Origin of the sequence: Pseudomonas sp. DSP3-2-3, assembly GCF_049898225.1 — a bacterium.
Lineage (GTDB): Bacteria > Pseudomonadota > Gammaproteobacteria > Pseudomonadales > Pseudomonadaceae > Aquipseudomonas.
Genome location: NZ_JAFCXH010000009.1, coordinates 64,439 through 86,536, shown reverse-complemented (window position 1 = coordinate 86,536; position 22,098 = coordinate 64,439). Strand labels below are relative to the sequence as shown.

Annotated in this window: 15 protein-coding genes, 3 tRNA genes and 2 pseudogenes; 3 read left to right on the top strand and 17 right to left on the bottom strand. The window is 56.9% G+C overall.

Annotation, left to right across the window (positions count from 1 at the left end; genetic code table 11):
* Positions 1 to 151 precede the first annotated feature (151 nt).
* The 9 genes from ACP7E4_RS12730 to ACP7E4_RS12690 all read right to left on the bottom strand — a co-directional run bounded on the left by ACP7E4_RS12730 (position 152) and on the right by ACP7E4_RS12690 (position 9,352).
* Complete coding sequence (locus tag ACP7E4_RS12730; RefSeq protein WP_426114079.1) at positions 152 to 2,023, bottom strand: SurA N-terminal domain-containing protein; 1,872 nt, start codon at positions 2,021 to 2,023, stop codon at positions 152 to 154.
* Positions 2,024 to 2,245: 222 nt separating this feature from the next.
* Positions 2,246 to 2,518 carry an HU family DNA-binding protein gene (locus ACP7E4_RS12725; protein WP_002552737.1) on the bottom strand — a complete coding sequence of 91 codons (273 nt, stop codon included), beginning with the start codon at positions 2,516 to 2,518 and terminating at the stop codon, positions 2,246 to 2,248.
* A gap of 140 nt (positions 2,519 to 2,658) precedes the next feature.
* A complete protein-coding gene (gene lon, locus ACP7E4_RS12720) occupies positions 2,659 to 5,055 on the bottom strand; it encodes an endopeptidase La (protein WP_426114074.1) in 2,397 nt (798 codons plus the stop codon).
* A 148-nt stretch (positions 5,056 to 5,203) separates the two neighbouring features.
* Positions 5,204 to 6,487, bottom strand: a complete 1,284-nt coding sequence (gene clpX, locus ACP7E4_RS12715; RefSeq protein WP_426114072.1) for an ATP-dependent Clp protease ATP-binding subunit ClpX — start codon at positions 6,485 to 6,487, stop codon at positions 5,204 to 5,206.
* A 110-nt stretch (positions 6,488 to 6,597) separates the two neighbouring features.
* Positions 6,598 to 7,233 carry an ATP-dependent Clp endopeptidase proteolytic subunit ClpP gene (gene clpP, locus ACP7E4_RS12710; RefSeq protein WP_331152117.1) on the bottom strand — a complete coding sequence of 212 codons (636 nt, stop codon included), beginning with the start codon at positions 7,231 to 7,233 and terminating at the stop codon, positions 6,598 to 6,600.
* Positions 7,234 to 7,325: 92 nt separating this feature from the next.
* Positions 7,326 to 8,636, bottom strand: coding sequence for a trigger factor (gene tig, locus ACP7E4_RS12705; protein WP_020288780.1), 1,311 nt, complete (start codon positions 8,634 to 8,636; stop codon positions 7,326 to 7,328).
* A gap of 374 nt (positions 8,637 to 9,010) precedes the next feature.
* Positions 9,011 to 9,095, bottom strand: a tRNA-Leu gene (locus tag ACP7E4_RS12700).
* Positions 9,096 to 9,149: 54 nt separating this feature from the next.
* Positions 9,150 to 9,225, bottom strand: a tRNA-His gene (locus ACP7E4_RS12695).
* A gap of 50 nt (positions 9,226 to 9,275) precedes the next feature.
* Positions 9,276 to 9,352 (bottom strand) — tRNA-Arg (locus tag ACP7E4_RS12690).
* A gap of 296 nt (positions 9,353 to 9,648) precedes the next feature.
* Between ACP7E4_RS12690 and folD the strand changes: the two genes are divergently transcribed.
* On the top strand, positions 9,649 to 10,503 hold the full coding sequence (gene folD, locus ACP7E4_RS12685; RefSeq protein ID WP_426114069.1) for a bifunctional methylenetetrahydrofolate dehydrogenase/methenyltetrahydrofolate cyclohydrolase FolD: 855 nt from the start codon (positions 9,649 to 9,651) through the stop codon (positions 10,501 to 10,503).
* A 69-nt stretch (positions 10,504 to 10,572) separates the two neighbouring features.
* Here the strand turns inward: folD and ACP7E4_RS12680 are convergent, their stop codons facing one another.
* From ACP7E4_RS12680 to ACP7E4_RS12655, 6 genes are read right to left on the bottom strand one after another with little or no spacing between them, the layout of a single operon-like run.
* Positions 10,573 to 12,345 (bottom strand): ABC transporter substrate-binding protein, encoded by a 1,773-nt coding sequence (locus tag ACP7E4_RS12680; protein WP_426114067.1) that lies wholly within the window; start codon positions 12,343 to 12,345, stop codon positions 10,573 to 10,575.
* Between the two features lie 51 nt (positions 12,346 to 12,396).
* Positions 12,397 to 12,669 carry a DUF2160 domain-containing protein gene (locus tag ACP7E4_RS12675; protein ID WP_426114065.1) on the bottom strand — a complete coding sequence of 91 codons (273 nt, stop codon included), beginning with the start codon at positions 12,667 to 12,669 and terminating at the stop codon, positions 12,397 to 12,399.
* Between the two features lie 11 nt (positions 12,670 to 12,680).
* A complete protein-coding gene (locus ACP7E4_RS12670; RefSeq protein ID WP_331150875.1) occupies positions 12,681 to 13,481 on the bottom strand; it encodes a carbohydrate ABC transporter permease in 801 nt (266 codons plus the stop codon).
* 9 nt (positions 13,482 to 13,490) lie between these two features.
* Positions 13,491 to 14,354 (bottom strand): carbohydrate ABC transporter permease, encoded by an 864-nt coding sequence (locus tag ACP7E4_RS12665; protein ID WP_065833457.1) that lies wholly within the window; start codon positions 14,352 to 14,354, stop codon positions 13,491 to 13,493.
* Complete coding sequence (locus ACP7E4_RS12660; RefSeq protein WP_426114062.1) at positions 14,347 to 15,465, bottom strand: ABC transporter ATP-binding protein; 1,119 nt, start codon at positions 15,463 to 15,465, stop codon at positions 14,347 to 14,349. Before ACP7E4_RS12660 ends, ACP7E4_RS12665 begins: the two co-directional genes overlap by 8 nt.
* Positions 15,465 to 16,559, bottom strand: a complete 1,095-nt coding sequence (locus ACP7E4_RS12655) for an ABC transporter ATP-binding protein (protein WP_426114060.1) — start codon at positions 16,557 to 16,559, stop codon at positions 15,465 to 15,467. The genes ACP7E4_RS12660 and ACP7E4_RS12655 overlap by 1 nt, the downstream gene beginning before the upstream one ends.
* A gap of 349 nt (positions 16,560 to 16,908) precedes the next feature.
* Between ACP7E4_RS12655 and ACP7E4_RS12650 the strand changes: the two are divergent.
* Both ACP7E4_RS12650 and ACP7E4_RS12645 read left to right on the top strand, forming a co-directional pair.
* Positions 16,909 to 17,764 (top strand): annotated as a pseudogene (locus ACP7E4_RS12650) (sigma-54-dependent Fis family transcriptional regulator); the annotation flags it as partial.
* A gap of 80 nt (positions 17,765 to 17,844) precedes the next feature.
* A pseudogene (locus ACP7E4_RS12645) lies at positions 17,845 to 18,783 on the top strand (sigma-54-dependent Fis family transcriptional regulator); the annotation flags it as partial.
* Between the two features lie 114 nt (positions 18,784 to 18,897).
* Here ACP7E4_RS12645 and cysS read toward each other — a convergent pair.
* Complete coding sequence (cysS, locus tag ACP7E4_RS12640) at positions 18,898 to 20,280, bottom strand: cysteine--tRNA ligase (RefSeq protein WP_426114058.1); 1,383 nt, start codon at positions 20,278 to 20,280, stop codon at positions 18,898 to 18,900.
* 9 nt (positions 20,281 to 20,289) lie between these two features.
* Positions 20,290 to 21,984, bottom strand: a complete 1,695-nt coding sequence (locus ACP7E4_RS12635; RefSeq protein ID WP_426114056.1) for a glutamine--tRNA ligase/YqeY domain fusion protein — start codon at positions 21,982 to 21,984, stop codon at positions 20,290 to 20,292.
* Between the last annotated feature and the right edge of the window lie 114 nt (positions 21,985 to 22,098).

Genomic DNA, 22,098 nt, shown 5'->3' with positions numbered 1-22,098 from the left:
GGACCGGATTTATCCGGGAAGGCGATGAGACTGAATACATATCCAACCCAAGTGTATCCATCAGCATTCGCGGGCAAGCCCGCTCCAACGAGACAACGCAAAAAAAAGCCGCTCAATGAGCGGCCTTCTTTTTTGTCGTCAGATCAGAGCATCAGAACCGCTCGATCTTCGCCTTGCTTTCCAGCTGTGCACGGTAAGCAGCGAAATCCTGCTGGCCGGCACGGGATGCCAGGAAACGACGGTATTGTGTTTTCTCTTCTTCAGATGGCGCAGCCGCTTGATTGACGCCGTTGAGGCGCACAACCACATAGCTGCCATCAGCCAGCGTCAGGCTGGTGAAAGCAGGTTTGTCCTTGCCTTCAGGCTTGGGCATGCGGAACAGCGCCTGCAGCACGGCTGGCTCTACGCCTTCCTGACTGCGAGTCACCGCTTCCATGACCTTCCAGCTCTGACCATCCTGCTTGGCGGCCATCGGAACCTTGCCATCGCGCAAACCGGCCAGCAGAGCATCGCCCCTGGCCTTGACTGCAGCGCTGGCGTGTTCCTTGATCAACTGAGCGCGAATGACACTGGCAACGCTTTCCAGCGGCAGCTGTTCAGGTTGACGGTGCTCCTTGGAGCGCACGACCACTACGGTTTCCGGGTCGAGTTCCAGCGCGTTGCTGTTGGAACCTTCTTCCAGCACTTCCGGACTGAACGCGGCCTGCAGCACTGCGCGGTTAGCCGTAAGACCTTCGCCGCCTTCACGACCAAACGGTGCGGTCGTCTGGACTTTCAAACCCAGATCCTGAGCCGGCTGGACCAGATCGGACGACTCGAATGCCGAATCTTCAAGCTGCTTGGTCGCTTCCACGAAGCGCTGCTCAACCTGCTGGGATTTCAGGTCGTTGGTGAGCTTGCCCTTCAGACTGGCAAAGGTAGGCACCGACGGTGCTTCCACACCCAACAACTTGATCAAATGCCAACCGTAGGAACTTTGCACGGGCGCTGAAACCTGGTCTTTGTTCAAGGCATACAGCGCGTCTTCAAATGCCGGATCGTAGACACCCTTGCCTGCGTAACCCAGGTCACCACCTTTGGATGCCGAACCCGGATCCTGGGAGAATTCCTTGGCCAGAGCCGCAAAATCTTCGCCTTTGGCGAGACGCTGTTGAATTTCTTCAATCTTCGCCTTGGCCTGTGCTTCGTTCAGCTTGTCGCTGACTTCGATCAGAATGTGCGCAGCGCGACGTTGCTCAGCCAGATTGGCGATTTCTTTCTGATACGCCGCCTGGAGGTCTGCGTCCTTGACTTGCACCTTGTCGAAGAAGGAAGACTTCTTCAGCTCGACGTAATCAAGTACGACCTGTTCCGGACTCAAGAACTCTTTGGCGTGCTCGTCGTAATGCGCCTTGATCTCGTCGTCGGTGACTTTGACTGCTGCGGAATCGGCAGTCAGGGTCAGGGTTGCGAAATCGCGGGTCTGTTTTTCCAGACGGGCGAAAGCTTCGACTTGCGTATCGGTCACAAAAGCACTGCCAGCGACACCGGCGCGAACCTGACCGATCAGCATTTCCTGAGCCAGCATCTGGCGGAACTGCAAACGGGTGAAGCCCAGCTGACGAATCACCTGATCGAAACGATCTGCGTTGAATTTGCCGTCCACCTGAAACTCGGGTGTTTGCAGGATCTGTTGGTCCAGCGCAGCTTCCGAGAAGGAAAACTTCGCCTTGGCGGCACCTTGCAACAGGAGCTTGCGGTCAACCAGACCTTTCAAGGCGGCGTCGTGCAGCATTTTCTCATCGAGCAGAGCAGGATCGAAATCCTTGCCCAACTGCTGCATGAGCTGGCGGCGTTGCATGTCGATTGCCTGGCTCAGCTCGGTCTTGGTGATTTCATCACCATTGACCTTGGCGGCGTCCTGCTTGGTGCTGGTCGCCGAAAAAAGAGCGTCGAATCCCGTCAATGCCATCAAGGCAATGATGACCCCGATAATGGTCTTGGCAATCCAGCCCTGTGAATTGTCCCTGATGTTCTGCAGCATGCGTCCCCCAAAACGGTTGTACTGACTATCCAACCGCGGAGCGTGGGTAGAAAGCGGATAGAAGAAAGGCGCATCCGAGGATGCGCCTTCTCGTAACGGGCGAAGCGGACGGGGTAGCTACTTGCGACCCCGGTGTGCCAGGCCGGATTCAAACCGACCGCACTACCGCTCCGCTGCCGATGCAGAATAGTTCTGCTTCGGTTGGGCAAAGGCTTTGAGAACTTAGTTGACAGCTTCTTTCAGGGCTTTACCGGCTTTGAAACCTGGTTTTTTAGCAGCAGCGATTTCCAGTGTCTTACCGGTCTGAGGGTTACGACCGATACGTGCTGGACGATCAGTCACGGAAAATGTTCCGAAACCCACCAGTACAACGGAGTCGCCAGCCTTCAGAGCGCCAGTGACGGATTCGATCACTGCATCCAGCGCACGGCCGGCAGCAGCTTTCGGGATATCAGCAGATGCAGCGATAGCATCAATCAGTTCCGACTTGTTCACTCTAAGTCCCCTTATGTCTATATTGAGTATGTTTCTAAGTTTTTTGGTAAAGCCAAACGAACGCTGAGCGGCTTGCAGATGCTTAAAAGAGCCGCTTTATAACAAGGGCTCTAAAAAGCTGTCAAGGAAGGCCGCCCAGACTAATGCGTGCTAATCCTTTCCTTAGAGTCAGACTCGCGCTTTTCATCCTTAGCAACCATCTCCGGAGCCACATCCGGCAAGGGCTCCGGCGCGTATTGCAGCGCAATTTGCAGGACTTCGTCAATCCATTTAACCGGCTTGATCTGCAGGTCACGCTTGATGTTGTCCGGAATCTCTTTCAGGTCACGGACGTTTTCTTCCGGAATGATCACCGTTTTGATACCGCCACGGTGCGCAGCCAGGAGTTTTTCCTTGAGCCCGCCAATTGCCAGAACCTGCCCGCGAAGGGTGATTTCGCCGGTCATTGCCACGTCCGCACGCACAGGGATCTGTGTCAGCGCCGAAACAAGGGCCGTGCACATGCCTACGCCTGCGCTAGGGCCATCTTTGGGCGTCGCGCCTTCTGGCATGTGGATGTGCGTGTCGCGCTTCTCGTGGAAGTCCACAGGGATGCCGAGACTTTTCGCGCGACTGCGTACCACGGTCAGTGCCGCCGTGATGGATTCAACCATCACATCGCCCAGCGAACCGGTCTTGATCAGCTGACCTTTGCCCGGCACAACCGCCGCTTCGATGGTCAGCAATTCACCGCCCACTTGCGTCCACGCCAGGCCGGTAACCTGACCGATCTGGTCCTGCTGCTCAGCCAGGCCGTAGCGGAATTTGCGCACACCGAGGAAATGCTCAAGCATTTCGGCCGTGACACGAATTGCAAAACGTTTTTCCAGCGCGTGCTCTTTGACCGCCTTGCGGCAGACCTTGGCAATCTGGCGCTCAAGGCTACGCACGCCCGCTTCACGGGTGTAGTAACGGATGATGTCGCGAATCGCTTCCTCGTCGAATTCCACTTCGCCTTTTTTCAAGCCGTTGGCCTGAATCTGCTTGGGCGAAAGGTATTTGACGGCGATGTTGATCTTCTCGTCTTCGGTATAGCCAGGCAGACGGATGACTTCCATCCGGTCCAGCAATGCCGCAGGAATGTTCATCGAGTTCGCGGTGCACAGGAACATTACGTCGGACAGGTCGTAGTCGACTTCCAGGTAATGGTCGTTGAAGTTGTGGTTCTGCTCCGGATCGAGCACTTCAAGCAATGCCGAAGCCGGGTCGCCGCGCATGTCACTGCCCATCTTGTCGATTTCATCGAGCAGGAACAGTGGGTTGCGAACCCCAACCTTTGTCATCTTTTGAATCAATCTTCCTGGCATCGAACCGATATAAGTCCGACGATGACCACGAATTTCGGCCTCATCACGTACGCCACCCAAGGCCATGCGCACAAATTTACGGTTGGTTGCGTGGGCAATGGACTCAGCCAGAGAGGTTTTACCCACACCAGGCGGGCCAACCAGACACAGCACCGGGCCACGAATCTTCTTCACGCGCTTTTGCACGGCGAGGTATTCGAGAATGCGTTCTTTGACTTCATCAAGGCCGTAGTGGTCAGCGTCGAGAATGTCTTCGGCGCGAGCCAGATCCAGGCGAACCTTGCTCTGAGCCTTCCACGGCACTTGAACCAGCCAGTCGATATACGAGCGAACCACGGTGGCTTCTGCTGACATCGGCGACATCTGCTTAAGCTTGTTCAGCTCGGAAGTTGCCTTGGCCAGTGCGTCTTTTGGCAGGCCAGCGGCATCGATACGCTTTTTCAGGTCCTCGATTTCGTTGTGACCTTCCTCGCTGTCGCCGAGCTCTTTCTGAATGGCCTTCATCTGCTCGTTCAGGTAGTACTCGCGCTGACTGCGCTCCATCTGCTTTTTGACGCGACCGCGGATACGCTTCTCGACCTGCAACAGGTCAATCTCGGCATCAAGCAGCGCCAGCACGTGCTCGACACGGGCGGCCAGATCGATAATTTCGAGAATTTCCTGCTTCTGCTCGATTTTCAGCGCCATGTGCGCCGCCATGGTATCCACCAGGCGACCCGGCTCATCGATGCTGTTAAGCGAGGACAGCACTTCAGCCGGGACTTTCTTGCCCAACTGAACATATTGTTCGAACTGCGCCAACAGGCTGCGCACGAAGACTTCAGACTCACGATCAGGCGCGTCTGTTTCTTCGATCAGCGCGACTTCTGCGCGGCAGTGGCCGTCGACTTCCATGAAGCGTTCGACCGAGCCGCGCTGCTCGCCTTCGACCAGCACCTTGACGGTACCGTCGGGCAATTTGAGCAGCTGCAATACGGTTGCAATGGTGCCGACGCTATAAAGAGCTTCTTCACCAGGATCATCATCAGCAGGATTTCTTTGCGCGAGCAACAGGATCTGTTTGTCGCCTGTCATCGCAGCCTCAAGGGCTTCGATAGACTTCTCGCGCCCCACGAACAGCGGGATAACCATGTGCGGATAAACCACAACATCACGCAATGGCAAGAGAGGCAATTCAATGGTCGTTTTCATGATTTCGCCTCTACGGCGGCCAAGTGGCCGTGACAGGTTGAATGAGCTTGAATTCAAGATGGGGGTAGATCCTGAAAAAAACAAGCTCTGAAGCAGGAAATGCAAAAGGGGCCCGAAGGCCCCTTCTTTATTCATGCAGCAGTGTCACTCACGCGTCCGGAGCAACCTTGGCAGGCGGCTCGCTGTTTTCATATATCAACAGCGGCTTGGACGTGCCATCAATGACGCTCTCGTCGATCACCACCTTGCTCACCTCGGATTGCGAGGGGATCTCGAACATGGTGTCGAGCAGGACACCTTCGAGAATGGAGCGCAAACCACGGGCGCCGGTTTTGCGCTCAAGCGCGCGACGGGCAACCGATTTCAGCGCATCGGCACGGAACTCAAGGTCCACACCTTCCATTTCGAACAACTTGGCATACTGCTTGGTCAGGGCGTTTTTCGGCTCGGTGAGAATCTGCATCAGCGCAGCCTCATCCAGCTCGTCCAACGTAGCCAGAACCGGCAGGCGACCCACGAACTCTGGAATCAGACCGAACTTGACCAGATCGTCAGGCTCGACTTCACGCAGGGATTCACCGACCTTCTTGCCTTCTTCCTTGCTGCGCACTTCGGCGTTGAAACCGATGCCGCCCTTGGTGGAACGGTTTTGAATAACCTTTTCCAGACCAGAGAACGCGCCGCCGCAGATGAAGAGGATGTTCCGGGTGTCAACCTGAAGGAATTCCTGCTGCGGATGCTTGCGACCACCTTGAGGCGGAACGGAAGCGACCGTGCCTTCGATCAACTTGAGCAAGGCCTGCTGCACGCCTTCACCGGAAACGTCTCGGGTGATCGACGGGTTGTCAGACTTGCGCGAGATCTTGTCGATCTCATCGATGTAGACAATGCCCATCTGAGCTTTTTCTACGTCGTAATCGCACTTCTGCAGCAGCTTCTGAATGATGTTCTCGACATCCTCACCCACATAACCCGCCTCAGTGAGGGTGGTTGCATCGGCAATGGTGAACGGAACGTTCAGCAAACGGGCCAGTGTTTCGGCAAGCAGGGTTTTACCCGAGCCTGTCGGGCCGATCAGCAAAATGTTGCTCTTGCCGAGTTCGACGTCGTCATTCTTCTTGTCACGCTGATTCAGACGCTTGTAGTGGTTATACACCGCTACGGCGAGAACCTTTTTGGCACGCTCCTGACCGATCACGTACTGATCAAGGATGCCGCTGATTTCTTTAGGCGAAGGCAATTTATGCGCGCTGCTTTCGGCCTGGGCTTCCTGCACCTCCTCACGGATGATGTCATTGCACAGGTCGACGCACTCGTCGCAAATAAACACCGAGGGGCCGGCAATCAATTTGCGCACTTCATGCTGGCTTTTGCCACAGAAGGAGCAATAGAGCAATTTGCCGTTGTCCTCGCCGTTGCGGGTGTCAGTCATTCGTTCGATCCAAATCCGATAGGCTTGCAACACAAGATGAAGGCTATTGCAGGCTTTTTCAAGCCCGCAAGTGATCTGAACAGCCGACCAACCCTATTTTGAGCTGCTTATTAAGCGGGGCGCTGACTGATCACTTCATCGATCAGCCCGTACTCACGTGCGGCTTCTGCGCTCATGAAGTTATCGCGGTTGGTATCACGTTCGATCTCTTCGAGCGTGTGCCCACTGTGTTTGGCCATCAGCGTGTTGAGGCGCTCACGAATGAAAAGGATTTCCTTGGCATGGATTTCGATATCCGAAGCCTGGCCCTGGAAACCGCCCAGTGGCTGGTGAATCATCACGCGCGAGTTCGGCAGGCAGTAGCGTTTACCAGCGGCACCGGCTGTCAGCAGGAACGCACCCATGCTGCACGCCTGTCCGATGCAGGTAGTCGATACATTGGGCTTGATGAACTGCATGGTGTCGTAGATCGACATGCCAGCTGTCACCGAACCGCCCGGTGAGTTGATGTAGAGATGGATATCCTTGTCCGGGTTTTCCGCTTCAAGGAACAGCAGTTGCGCACAGATCAGGTTGGCCATGTAGTCTTCTACCGGGCCGACCAGAAAGATCACTCGCTCCTTGAGCAGGCGCGAGTAGATGTCATAGGCGCGTTCGCCACGGGCGGACTGCTCGATAACCATCGGGACCAGGCCGCCAGCGGCCTGGATGTCAGAGTTCTGCTGAATATAAGAATTGCGGGACATGTCTCGCATTCACTCCCAAATAGTCATTTCTTGAATACGCACAAGCCAGCGCGAAGGCTGGCTTGTAGGTGTTTTCGAACGAGAGAAAACAATCAGTCGGCTTGTGGAGCTTCTACCGGCTTGACTGCTTCTTCGTAGGAGACCGACTTGTCGGTCACGCTAGCCTTCTGCAAAACAGTATCCACAACTTGCTCTTCAAGCACAACAGAACGCACTTCGTTCATTTGCTGCTCGTTCTTGTAGTACCAGGCCACAACCTGCTCTGGCTCCTGGTAAGCGGATGCCATTTCCTGGATCAGCTCGCGAACACGAGTATCGTCAGGCTTGAGGTCGAACTGCTTGACGACTTCAGCAACGATCAGGCCCAGCTCCACACGACGCTTGGCTTGCTCTTCGAACAGCTCTGCCGGCAGTTGATCAGGCTTGATGTTGCCGCCGAACTGCTGAACAGCCTGCACGCGCAGACGGTTTACTTCGTTTTCCAGCAACGATTTAGGCACTTCGATCGGGTTGGCGGCCAGCAAGCCGTCCATTACCTGATTCTTGACCTTGGACTTGATCGCCTGACGCAGTTCGCGCTCCATGTTCTTGCGAACTTCGGTGCGGAAGCCGTCAATGCCGGTTTCCTTGATGCCGAACTGCTTGAAGAACTCTTCGTTCAGCTCAGGCAGTTTAGGCTCGGAAACAGTGTTGACTGTCACGGTGAACTCGGCGGCTTTACCAGCCAGTTCCAGGTTCTGATAGTCTTCCGGGAAAGTCAGGTTCAGAACACGTTCTTCGCCGGCTTTAGCGCCAACCAGACCGTCTTCGAAGCCAGGGATCATGCGGCCGGAGCCCAACACCAACTGGGTGCCAGTTGCCGAACCGCCAGCGAACACTTCGCCGTCAACCTTGCCAACGAAATCGATGTTCAGCTGATCTTCGTTCTGGGCAGCACGATCGGCCACTTCGAAACGAACGTTTTGCTTGCGCAGGATTTCCAGCATGTTGTCGAGATCGGCATCAGCCACGTCGGCAGCCAGACGCTCAACAGCGATGGATTCGAAACCTGCAACCGTGAACTCAGGGAACACTTCGAAAGTCGCGACGTATTCCAGATCCTTGCCCTTTTCGAAGGACTTGGGCTCTACAGAAGGAGCGCCAGCCGGGTTCAGCTTCTGCTCAACCACTGCTTCGTAAAAGGTAGCCTGGATCAGGTCGCCCAGCGCTTCCTGACGCGCGCCATCTTCATAACGCTGGCGGATCACGCTCATAGGCACTTTGCCTGGGCGGAAGCCCGGGATCTTGGCTTTACGTGCGGTCTGCTGCAGACGCTTGTTGACTTCAGTCTCGATGCGTTCGGCAGGCACGCCAATGGTCATGCGGCGCTCAAGAGCGGAAGTATTTTCAACAGAAACTTGCATGGATATTCCTCGTTGCACAGACGTTAGCCGGCCGTTTCCGACCCCAGAATCAAGGGCATGCATTCTAGTGGGTCAAACTCAAGAAGTCACCCTACTGAAAAAGGGCAAATGAAGAGGACGGATTCAGCGAGCCCGCAGGTGACAACCATCATGGGCTCCCACCGACCAAAACGCGTCTGGCACGGCCTTATAGAAGGCATCGCATGCACATGCTCGTCGCCGACTCCCTCCCCAAAAGCACGTCTTGCGCGACCGACGGCAGCCGGGCTGAGCGATCGGGCAAAACGATAAAAGCATAATCCTGAAACAAAAAAAGCCGCACTAGGCGGCTTTCTTCAGTCGTCAGTGCTGAACCAGCAACAACGCTCGTATCTTGGTGCGGACGGAGAGACTCGAACTCTCACACCTTGCGGCGCTGGAACCTAAATCCAGTGTGTCTACCAATTCCACCACATCCGCATTCAATCGTTAAAGCAAAGGCGCCAGATTATAAGTCTGGCGCCTCTCTGAATATGGGGTGGACGAAGGGGATCGAACCCTCGACAACGGGAGTCACAATCCCGTGCTCTACCAACTGAGCTACGCCCACCATATTGCGTTGTAACCGTGACATCTTACTTGTGCCAAAGCTGCCTTTAATGGCGCACCCGGCAGGACTCGAACCTGCGACCATCCGCTTAGAAGGCGGATGCTCTATCCAGCTGAGCTACGGGCACTTATATAATCTGTATTCTTTAACGATCACAAATTAAAAGGCTTTCAATCACACCGAGCCAATCTGCAACTCTGCCTGACCAAATCAACCAGTGCTAGCTTAACCAGTGCTGGGCTGTGCCCGACAAGTGCGACGAATCTTATAGACGGCCCCCAGGGTCGTCAACTCTTTTTTCGAAAAAATTCAGTTAGATAAAGGAGTTAGCTGAATTCGCGGACCAAGCGCCTTTGCCCGTGCGTCGTGACATGCGAGAATGCGCGCTCTTTTCCAATCCCTCTCGATGGTTAATCACGCGTAATGACTGCAAAACTTATCGACGGCAAAGCGATCGCAGCCAGCCTGCGCCAGCAGATCGCCAAACGTGTCGCCGAACGTCGCGATCAAGGCCTGCGCACACCTGGCCTCGCGGTGATTCTGGTGGGCAGCGACCCCGCCTCTCAGGTTTATGTCTCGCACAAGCGTAAAGACTGCGAGGAAGTCGGCTTCATCTCGCAAGCTTATGATCTTCCTGCCGAAACCACCCAGACCGCGCTGACCGAGTTGATCGATCGTCTGAACGACGACCCAACTATCGACGGCGTGCTGCTGCAATTGCCGCTGCCCGCGCATCTGGATGCATCGTTGCTGCTGGAACGCATTCGCCCGGACAAGGACGTGGATGGCTTCCATCCTTATAACGTCGGCCGTCTGGCCCAGCGTATTCCGCTGCTGCGCCCTTGCACCCCGAAAGGCATCATGACGCTGCTGGAGAGCACTGGCGTTGATCTCTACGGGATGGACGCGGTTGTCGTTGGTGCCTCGAACATCGTCGGGCGTCCAATGGCGATGGAGCTGCTGCTGGCAGGTTGCACCGTTACCGTCACGCACCGCTTCACTCAGGATCTGGCCGGCCATGTGGGCCGTGCCGATCTGGTGGTGGTCGCGGCGGGCAAGCCGGGCCTGGTCAAAGGCGAATGGATCAAGCCGGGCGCCATCGTCATCGACGTCGGCATCAATCGTCAGGAAGACGGCAAGCTGGTCGGTGACGTAGTGTACGAAACCGCCCTGCCCCGCGCGGGCTGGATCACACCGGTTCCGGGCGGTGTTGGCCCGATGACCCGTGCCTGCCTGCTGGAAAACACCTTGTATGCCGCAGAAACCCTGCACGGCTGATCAAGTCGGCAATCCGCGGCATAAAAAAAGCACCCGAACGGGTGCTTTTTTATTCACGTCGACTGGAGCTTATTTCTTGGCGCTTTCCCAGCTTTTGAGCAGTTCCGAGTAAGCGATGGTTTCGCCTTTAGGCTTCTCGTTGGCCAGTTTGCGTTGCGGAGCGGCCCAGCCGTCCGGCGATGCCTCGCCTTTCTTGTACCAGGCTTCGGCCGTGGTTTCCGGATTCATCTTCGGTGCACAGCCGCTGGCGTCCTGGACCTTGGAGCGCTCGATTCGGGTCATGATTGCATCCTGATCCTTGGCCAGGCCGTCCAGCGCCACTTGCGCAGTCTTCTCGCCCGTTACCGCTTCAGCCACATGACTCCACCACAGCTGCGCCAGCTTCGGATAATCCGGTACGTTGGTGCCGGTCGGCGACCATTGCACCCGCGCCGGGCTGCGATAGAACTCCACCAGGCCACCGAGTTTCGGTGCCAGCGCGGTCATCTCCTTGGAGTTGATGTCCGATTCGCGAATCGGCGTCAGGCCAACAATGGTTTTCTTCAAGGAAACACTTTTCGAGGTCACGAACTGCGCATACAGCCAGGCAGCCAGACGGCGTTTCTCGTCAGAGGCTTTCAGGAAGGTCCAGGAACCTACGTCCTGATAACCCAGTTTCATGCCTTCTTTCCAGTACGGACCTTTAGGCGACGGCGCCATCCGCCATTTTGGCGTGCCATCGGCGTTCATCACGGGCAGACCAGGTTTGGTCATGTCCGCCGTAAACGCGGTGTACCAGAAGATTTGCTGTGCGACGTTGCCCTGAGCTGGCACCGGTCCGGATTCGGAGAAGGTCATGCCCGCCGCTTCAGGCGGCGCATAAGCCTTGAGCCAGTCGATGTATTTCTGGGTTGCGAATACCGCCGCAGGCCCGTTGGTATCGCCACCACGAGTGATGCTCGAACCGACAGGATGGCAATCCTCTACGCGAATGCCCCACTCATCCACCGGCAGACCGTTGGGCAAGCCTTTGTCGCCACTACCAGCCATGGAGAACCAGGCATCGGTGAAGCGCCAACCCAGCGACGGGTCTTTCTTGCCGTAGTCCATGTGACCATAAACGCGTTTGCCGTCGATTTCCTTGACGTCTTCGCTGAAGAATTTGGCAATGTCTTCATAAGCCGACCAGTTGACCGGCACGCCCAGCTCGTAACCGTACTTGTCCTTGAATTTCTTTTTCAGGTCCGCACGTTCAAACCAGTCGGCGCGGAACCAGTAGAGGTTGGCGAACTGCTGGTCGGGCAGCTGATACAGCTTGCCGTCCGGCGCGGTAGTGAACGACGTACCGATGAAGTCCTTGATATCCAGGGTTGGCGAGGTGGCTTTCGCCCCTTCCGGACTGGCCATCATTTCTGTAATCGACAGCGCCTTGCCATAGCGGAAGTGAGTACCAATCAGGTCGGAATCGTTTACCCAGCCGTCATAAATACTCTTGTCCGACTGCATGGCGGTTTGCAGCTTCTCGATTACGTCACCTTCCTGCAGCAAGTCGTGAGTGACCTTGATGCCGGTGATCTCGGTGAACGCCTTGGCCAGGGTTTTCGACTCGTATTCATGGGTGGTCAAGGTTTCTGAAACCACCTTGATGTCCATGCCACGGAACGGCTCGGCGGCCTTGATGAACCACTTCAACTCCTCCAGTTGCTGCTCGGGGCTGAGGGTTGACGGTCTGAACTCACTGCCAGCCCATTTCTTTGCAGCGTCTTCGTACTGATCCGCCCACGCCGACATGCTCAAGCCGCTGATCGTCAGCATCGTGGCGATTGTCACGCTATGTCGCAGCTTGTTTTTGTTATTGAACATAGACACCTCCAGTGTTGATTCTTATTGGTCCACTAAAAATCCCGCTTTCGCCTAACCCCAGCGCATTACTACCAACAGCCAAGCCAGGGAAATCCCCGAAGCAACCCAGATACTCCAGTCAGTCGCGCCAATGACCAAAAGGTGCAGGTAGGCGCTGCCGAGTAGCCCGATGAACAACCGATCGCCACGGGTGGTGGCAATCGGCAAGAAACCCCTGCGCTCGATACTCGCCGAACGCAACTCCCATACCGTCATCCCCGCCAGGATCAGGGCGATGCTGGCGAAGAAGGCAGCGGTCGGTAAAGTCCAGGACATCCACTCCATTTTTCGACTCCTCAGACCCGGCCGAGGGCAAAGCCCTTGACCACGTGATTACGAACGAACCAGATCACCAGCATGCCCGGCAGAATAGTCAGTACTCCCGCTGCCGCCAGTACGCCCCAGTCAATCCCCGAGGCCGAGACGGTGCGGGTCATGACCGCTGCAATCGGCTTGGCGTTGACCGACGTCAACGTGCGCGCCAGCAACAGCTCGACCCACGAGAACATGAAGCAGAAGAACGCCGTCACGCCGATGCCGGAGCCAATCAGCGGGACGAATATCTTCACGAAGAACTTGGGAAAGCTATAACCGTCGATATAAGCCGTTTCGTCGATTTCCTTGGGCACGCCCGACATGAAGCCTTCGAGAATCCACACCGCCAGCGGAACGTTGAACAGGCAATGCGCCAGCGCTACGGCGATGTGCGTGTCAAACAGCCCGATGGACGAGTACAGCTGGAAAAACGGCAACAGAAACACTGCCGGTGGCGCCATGCGGTTGGTCAGCAACCAGAAGAACAAGTGCTTGTCGCCGAGAAAACGATAGCGTGAAAAAGCGTAGGCCGCAGGCAGCGCGACACTCAGCGATATCACGGTATTCAGACAAACGTAGTACAGCGAATTGATATAGCCGCTGTACCAGCTCTCGTCGGTGAAAATCACCTTGTAATTGGCGAAGGTGAAATCCTGTGGGAACAGCGTCAGGCCGCCGAGGATTTCCGTGTTGGTCTTGAACGACATATTGATCAGCCAGTAGATCGGCACCAGCAGGAACAGCAGGTAGATCCACAACGGCACTATCTTGCGCAGGTTCATGGCCGCTCCTCAGTTCTTTTCGCCGTGGGTCATGGCGGTGTAGAACACCCACGACACCAACAGAATGATCAGGAAGTACACCAGCGAGAACGCGGCCGCCGGCCCCAGGTCGAATTGGCCCAAGGCCATGGTGGTCAGTGTCTGGCTGAGGAACGTGGTCGAGTTGCCCGGCCCGCCGCCGGTCAGCACGAACGGCTCGGTGTAAATCATGAAGCTGTCCATAAAGCGCAGCATTACGGCGATGAGCAGCACACTCTTCATTTTCGGCAGCTGGATGTGTCGGAATACCGCCCAGCCGGACGCACGATCAATGCGCGCGGCCTGGTAGTAAACGTCCGGGATGGCACGCAGACCGGAGTAGCACAGCAGCGCCACCAGCGAGGTCCAGTGCCAGACATCAATGACCAGCACTGTCACCCAGGCATCCGAAGCGTTGGCTGCATAGTTGTAGCTGATGCCGATCTTGTTCAGCGCGTAGCCCATCAGCCCGATATCGGCGCGGCCGAAGATCTGCCAGATGGTGCCGACCACGTTGAACGGGATCAGTAGCGGGATGGTCATGACGATCAGGCACAACGAAGACCAGCGGCCTTTGGTCGGCATGGTCAGCGCGATGGCGATGCCCAGAGGAATTTCGATCAGCAGCACACAACCGGAATAGATGAACTGACGCAGCAACGAGTCATGCAGGCGCGGGTCCTGCAGCACCTGTTTGAACCAGTCGGTACCGACAAAATAGCGACTGGACTGATCGAAGATGTCCTGCACCGAGTAATTGACCACCGTCATCATCGGAATGATGGCGCTGAACGCCACCAGCAGGAAAACCGGCAGTACCAGCCACCAGGCCTTGTTGTTCTGCACCTTACGCATGGGACACCTCACTTTCGGAGCTGGCCTGGAGCAGATACTCGTCGGCGTACAACATCAGCCATTGCCCCGGAAAACTGATCCACGCCTGGCCTTGCGGCACGGGCTTGTCTTCCTGCAGGCGCACTTTCAACGACTGGCCAGCCAGCTTCAGGGTCAGAATCTTGTAGGTGCCGAGATCTTCAACGTAAGTCACATCGGCACACATCGCATCGTCATAGGGCCCGTCCCACACGTGGATGAATTCCGGGCGGATACCGACTTTAAGGCTGCTCCACTGCGTACTGGCGAGCTTCTGTTGCAGGCCTTCGGACAGCGGCAGATGAATGTCACCGAAGCCGACGCCCCCGGCTTGCGGGGTGACTTCAATCAGATTCATCCCAGGGCTGCCGATGAAATAGCCGACAAAGGTGTGGGAAGGTTTTTCGAACAGCTCGCGCGGCGTGCCGAACTGCACGATCTGCCCGCCATACATCACCGCAATCTTGTCGGCGAAGGTCGAAGCCTCCAGCTGATCGTGGGTGACGTAGACCATGGTGATGTTGAATTGCTCGTGAATCTGCTTGAGCTTGCGCCGCAGCTTCCATTTCAGATGCGGGTCGATGACCGTCAGCGGCTCATCGAAGAGGATCGCCGACACGTCATCACGCACCAGGCCGCGGCCCATGGAGACTTTCTGTTTTTCGTCGGCTGAGAGGTTCTTGGCTTTGTTCTTCAGTACGGCTTGCAGGTCCAGCACCTCGGCGATTTCCTGAACCTTGGCCTGGATGCGCTTTTCGTCCATGCCTTGATTGCGCAGCGGGAACGCCAGGTTGTCGTACACCGTCATGGTGTCGTAGACCACCGGGAACTGGAAAACCTGGGCGATGTTGCGCTTCTCGGGGGTCAGGTCGTTGACCACTTTCGAGTCAAACATCACCTGGCCTTCCGAAGGGCTGAGCAGGCCGGAAATAATATTAAGCAAGGTCGATTTGCCGCAGCCCGAAGGCCCTAACAAAGCATAGGCGCCGCCCTGCTCCCAGATATGGCTCATCTCGCGGATCGCGTAGTCGTCGGGGCCCGACGGTGCGCTGCTGTAACTGTGGGCGAGGTTCTGCAAACGAATTTCAGCCATCAGGCAACCCTCGCCATACGCAAGCCCGGCGCCTGGATCAGGCGACCTTGCTCATCGAAGACAAACAGTTTGTGGGTCGGGATATACACCCGAATCGAAGCATCGACGTCGTAGGCGTGCACGCCCGGCAAATGCAGGACCAGCGAGAAGTGCTCGTTGCGCACGTGCAGAAAGGTTTCCGAACCGCTGATTTCTGCCAGCTCCACGGTAACTGCCAGCTCAAGGTCGTCATCGTTGGAGGGCACCAGGCTCAGATGACTGGGGCGCACGCCAAAACGGAACGGACCATCGCCGACTTTGCGCAGATCCACATTGAGCGGGAAATGCACGAAGTTGGCGAAGCTGACTTCATTGCCGTCAATGCGCCCCGGCATCAGGTTGATCGGCGGCTCGGAAAACAATTCAGCAGCCAGCACGGTCTTGGGCTGGTGATAGACCTCTGGCGTCCTGCCGCTCTGCACAATCCGCCCTTCGTGCAGGATCGTTGTGGTGCCGCCCAGCGCCAGGGCTTCGTTGGGTTCGGTGGTGGCGTAGATGGCGATGGTATGCCGCGCTTCAAACAGCTCGCGCATTTCCTGGCGCAGTTCTTCCCGGAGTTTGTAGTCGAGGTTGACCAACGGCTCATCAAACAGAATCAACTCGGCATCCTTGACCAGCGCCCGGGCCATGGCCGTGCGCTGCTGCTGTCCACCGGACAACTCCAGCGGATAACGCTGCAGAAAGCGCTCGATGCGCAGCATCTTTGCGGTTTCATGCACCTTGCTGTGGATAACTTCTTTGGATTCCCCGGCCTGGCGCAGTGGCGAAGCGATGTTTTCGAACACCGTCATGCTCGGGTAATTGATGAACTGCTGATAAACCATCGACACGTTGCGGTGCCGCACTGCGGTCTGCGTGACATCCTTGCCGTTCATCAGGATTCGGCCGCTGTCGGGTTTATCCAGCCCCGCCATCAAGCGCATCAGGCTGGTTTTGCCTGACAGGGTGCGGCCCAGCAGAACATTGAAAGATCCGGGTTCGAAGCTCAAGGATGCGTCGTCGATCCATGTTTGGCCGTCGACAGCGCGGCTGACGTGCTCCAGCGTGAGTGACATGGCGTGCCCTTTATTGTTGGTTCTTATCAGGGGTGTTGCAATCAGTCGAAACCTGCATCGAAATTTTTTTCGAATGTTTACGGCTATTTCAACGAGCATTGCGACAAGCGTGCCAAGTGAGCGCGGCTCAAGTCGACAGCAGCAAAGCTGCGGATTAGAGCCTTCACCTGGAATCAGCTGCGCAGTGGGGTTTCAGTGCTGAACAAAAATGAACAGCAAACGCTGAACACTTGAACAATCCAGAGGTTGACTTTGAACAATATTGAACAACACTGGAGAAACGTTTCGAGCCAAGGCTCGTGCAGGTCGCACAACAAAAACAATAAAAGTACTCGCAGGATTTCCTCTCATGTCCACACCCAGTGCCTCCCTTGCTCACGACATCATCGTTCAGGATTCATGGGCCCGTTGTCGGGAGTTCGGTCTGAGCCATCAGTCCAGCCCTTCATTCGGTCAGTTGCCAGGCGCGCAAGTGATTGAACTGCTGGAACGGCACGACCCGCTGGTGCAGACCACCCATCAGGAAGTGCTGCCCTTCTACGAGAACATCCTCGCCAACTCCAATTGCCTGATTCTGCTGGCCGACAATCAAGGCCAACTGCTCAAGTCCTGGGGCGCCCAACGCTTCATCGAACCTTCGCGTACGCAAGGCTTCATGGCCGGCGCCAGCTGGGTCGAGCGCGGCACCGGCACCAACGCCATCGGCACCGCGCTGGCCTGTGAACAGGCCGTGCACATCGAACACGACGAACACTTCCTCAAGGCCAACCGCTTCATGACCGGTTCCGCCGCGCCGATCTTCGACGCCAACCGGCGCATCATCGGCGTGCTCGATGTGTCCAGCGACAGCTTCCTGCCGCCCTCCCACACGCTGGGCATGGTGAAAATGATGAGCCAGTCGGTGGAGAACCGGCTGATCCTTGACCAGTTTCAGGACACGCATTTCCAGCTGACCTTCAATACCGGGCTGAATAATCTGGATAGCCAATGGGCCGGGTTGCTGATCTTTGATGAAACCGGGCGAATCGTCAGCGCCAATCGCCGCGCCGATAATCTGTTGGGCGTTAGCCTGTTGCGGGCCAATATCGAAAATCTGTTCAAAAGCCCGGTCGCGCGTTTGCTGGATGAGACCGAGGGGCAACCGTTTGCCCTCCAGGCCTCTGGACATAACCGTTTCCACGGTTTGCTCAGACGTCCGAAACGCAAACCGACGCATCTTCATGCGGTCCCGCCGCCCACCAAAACACTGCCGAGCGATGTATTGCCGCTGGCAGCCGTGGGCCTGGGCGATGCAAAAGTCGAGAAAGCCGTGCGCCAGGCCGAACGGCTGCTGGAAAAAGACATTCCGCTGCTGATCCACGGCGAAACAGGGGTTGGCAAAGAAGTGTTTGTCAAAGCCCTGCACCAGGCCAGCTCACGTGCAGCCCGGCCGCTGATCGCCGTGAATTGCGCAGCCATACCCGCTGAATTGGTGGAGTCCGAGCTGTTTGGTTATGAGAAAGGCGCCTTCACCGGCGCCCACCACAAAGGCAGCATCGGCCTGATTCGCAAGGCGGACAAAGGCACCCTGTTTCTCGATGAAATCGGCGACATGCCGTTGGCCGTTCAAGCCCGCCTGTTGCGGGTCTTGCAGGAACGCTGCGTGCAACCGCTGGGCAGCAGCGAGCAATATCCGGTGGATATCCGCTTGATATCCGCCACCAACCGCAACCTGCGCGAACAGGTGCAGACCGGGCATTTCCGCCAGGATTTGTACTATCGGATCAGCGGATTGAATCTGGAGCTGCCGCCGCTACGCCAACGTACGGACAAGGCCGCTCTGATCCAGCGGCTCTGGGAACAGCATCGCGAAGTTCAACAACATAGGGGCTTCGAGCCGAAAGTCCTGGCCCTGTTCGAGGAGCATCCATGGCCCGGCAACCTGCGCCAGCTAAGCAACGTGATTCAGGTTGCCTTGGCCCTTGCCGACGATCAGCCGATCGGCCTTGAGCATCTGCCCGATGATTTTTTTGCCGATCTGGAACGGGCAAACCCCGTTGGAGCGACTTTAGTCGCGAAGGCGTCAATTGCTCTCCCGGCTAAAGCCGGTCCTACAGAGCGCCTCGCGCCAACAGATTTGAATGATTTGTTGCAAGCCACTGGCGGCAACATTTCCCAGCTGGCAAAACGCCTCGGCGTGAGCCGCAATACCCTTTACAAAAGGTTGCGGGAACGGGATCAATGAAACTTGTGGGACCGGATTTATCCGGGAAGGCGCCAGTACAGACGATAGATAAGCATCGAATGTACTGGCCTCTTCGGGAATAAATTCCCTCCTACAGGACTCGGCCGCTCGTCATCAATCCGCCAATCGCCAGGTCGTTGCGCCTTTGCCGTCTTCCAGCACCACGCCCATGGCGGTGAGCTGGTCGCGGATGCGGTCGGATTCGCCCCAGTTCTTGGCGACACGTGCTGCCAGACGGGCTTCGATCAAGGCTTCGACTTGCGCCGCATCAACCCGACCTTCAGCGCCAGCGCGCAAAAAGTCGTCCGCTTCCAGTTGCAGGACGCCCAAAACGCTGGCCAATTCCTTCAAGCGTGCCGCCAATCCAGCCGCAGCAGCCAGATCGGTATCGCGCAGGCGGTTGATCTCGCGCACCATCTCGAACAACACCGCACACGCTTCCGGCGTACCGAAGTCGTCGTTCATGGCAGTTGAGAAACGCTCGACAAACGCTTCGCCACCCACAGGTTCGGCAACCGGCAAGCCACGCAGCGCGTGATAGAACCGTTCCAGTGCGCTCTTGGACTCTTTCAGGCTGTCTTCGGAGTAGTTGATGGCGCTGCGATAATGGCTCGAAACCAGCAGATAACGCACCACTTCCGGATGATATTTCTCCAGCACGTCGCGAATGGTGAAGAAGTTGTTCAAGGACTTGGACATCTTCTCGCCATTGATGCGAATCATGCCGCAGTGCATCCAGGCATTGGCGTAGGTCTTGCCGGTCGCGGCTTCGCTCTGGGCGATTTCGTTTTCGTGGTGCGGAAACTCAAGATCGCTGCCGCCGCCATGAATATCGAAGGTCTCGCCCAGGCAGCAAGTGGACATCACCGAGCATTCGATGTGCCAGCCCGGACGCCCGGCGCCCCAAGGCGATTCCCAGCTTGGCTCGCCCGGTTTGACGCCTTTCCAGAGCACGAAATCCAGTGGGTCGTCCTTGGACTCATCCACTTCGATACGCGCGCCGATGCGCAGGTCTTCGATCTTCTTGCGCGACAGCTTGCCGTAACCGAGGAACTTGCCGACGCGGTAGTACACGTCGCCATTGCCCGGTGCGTAGGCGTAACCCTTGTCGATCAAGGTCTGAATCATGGCGTGCATGCCAGCGATGTGATCGGTGGCGCGTGGCTCCATGTCCGGCGGCAGAATGTTCAGCCGCGCCTCGTCCTCGTGCATCGCATCAATCATGCGCGCGGTCAGGGCATCGAACGTTTCGCCGTTGTCACGGGCTCGGTTGATGATCTTGTCGTCAATATCGGTGATGTTGCGCACGTACGTCAGGTCATAGCCGCTGAAACGCAGCCAGCGCGTGACGAGGTCGAACGCCACCATGCTGCGGCCATGGCCAAGGTGGCAGTAGTCGTAGACGGTCATCCCGCAAACGTACATGCGCACCTTGTTGCCATCCAGCGGCTTGAAGACTTCTTTGCTCTTGGTGAGCGTGTTGTAGATCGAAAGCACTGGGGCTCCTTAGCTCCACGAATCTCGTAGCGTTACAGTCCGGTTGAATACCGGCTGACCTGGTTTCGAGTCCTTGATGTCCGCGCAGAAATAACCTTCGCGTTCGAACTGGAAACGGTCTTCCGGTTGCGCGTTTGCCAAAGAAGGTTCGGCACGACAACCGGTGAGGACCTGCAGCGAATCAGGATTGATGTTGTCCAGGAAGCTGGCGCCGTCTTCGGCCTTTTCCGGGTTCGGCGAGCGGAACAGGCGATCATACAAACGCACTTCGCATTCGACGCTGGCTGCGGCCGGCACCCAGTGCACCACGCCTTTGACCTTGCGGCCTTCAGGGTTCTTGCCCAGGGTTTCCGGGTCGTATGAGCAACGCAGCTCAACGATGTTGCCGCAGGCATCCTTGATCGCTTCGTCGGCACGAATCACATAGCTGCCGCGCAGGCGCACTTCGCCGTTGGGCTCCAGGCGCTTGTAGCCTTTCGGCGGTTCTTCCATGTAGTCGTCGCGATCGATGTAGATCTCGCGAGCAAACGGCAACTCGCGCACGCCGAGGTCTTCTTTCGGGTGACGGGGCAGTTCCAGCTTCTCGACCTGGCCTTCCGGATAGTTGGTAATCACGACTTTCAGCGGACGCAGCACGCACATGGCACGCGGCGCGCTGTGGTCCAGATCATCGCGGATGCTGAATTCGAGCATGGCGAAATCCACGACGCCATCAGAGCGATTGGTACCGATCATCTCGCAGAAGTTGCGAATCGACGCGGGCGTGTAGCCACGACGACGGAATCCGGAAATGGTCGACATGCGCGGGTCATCCCAGCCGGAGACGTGCTGCTCGTCGACCAGTTGCTTGAGTTTGCGCTTGCTGGTGACCGTGTAGCTCAGGTTCAGACGCGAGAATTCGTACTGACGCGGATGGCAAGGTACTGGCAGATTCTCCAGGAACCAGTCATACAGCGGACGATGGCCTTCAAACTCCAGGGTGCAGATCGAGTGCGTGATGCCTTCGATGGCATCGGACTGACCGTGGGTGAAGTCATAGTTGGGGTAGATGCACCATTTGTCGCCGGTCTGGTGATGATGGGCATGACGGATGCGATAGAGGATCGGGTCGCGCAGGTTCATGTTCGGCGAGGCCATGTCGATCTTGGCGCGCAGCACGCGTGCGCCGTCCGGGAACTCACCGGCCTTCATGCGGGCGAACAGGTCCAGGCTTTCCTCGACGCTGCGCTCGCGAAACGGGCTGTTCTTGCCCGGCTCGGTCAGGCTGCCGCGATATTCGCGGGCCTGCTCGGGGGTCAGATCGTCGACATAGGCCTTGCCCGACTTGATCAGCTCGACTGCCCAGTCGTGCAATTGGTCGAAATATTGCGAGGCATAGCGCACTTCGCCGGACCATTCGAAGCCCAGCCACTTGATGTCATTTTCGATGGCGTCGATGTATTCCTGGTCTTCCTTGGCCGGGTTCGTATCGTCAAAGCGCAGGTGCGTTTCGCCGCCAAATTCCTTGGCGAGCCCGAAATTCACACAGATCGACTTGGCATGACCGATATGCAGATAGCCGTTGGGCTCAGGCGGAAAGCGCGTGACGATCTTCGTGTGCTTGCCGGCATCCAGGTCAGCCTGGACGATCGGGCGCAGGAAATTGGTCGGGACAGCAGGGCCTGCCTTGGAATTCGCAACGGGGTCTTGAGTGGGCTTGCTCATAGGATCCTTGGACAATACAAGTGCGCGGCCAGGGTAGGCCGACTAAATCAAAGCGCCTATCATAGCCGATGCCGTCAAGAGGCTAACAGCACACTCTGCGAAAACACGCGAGTT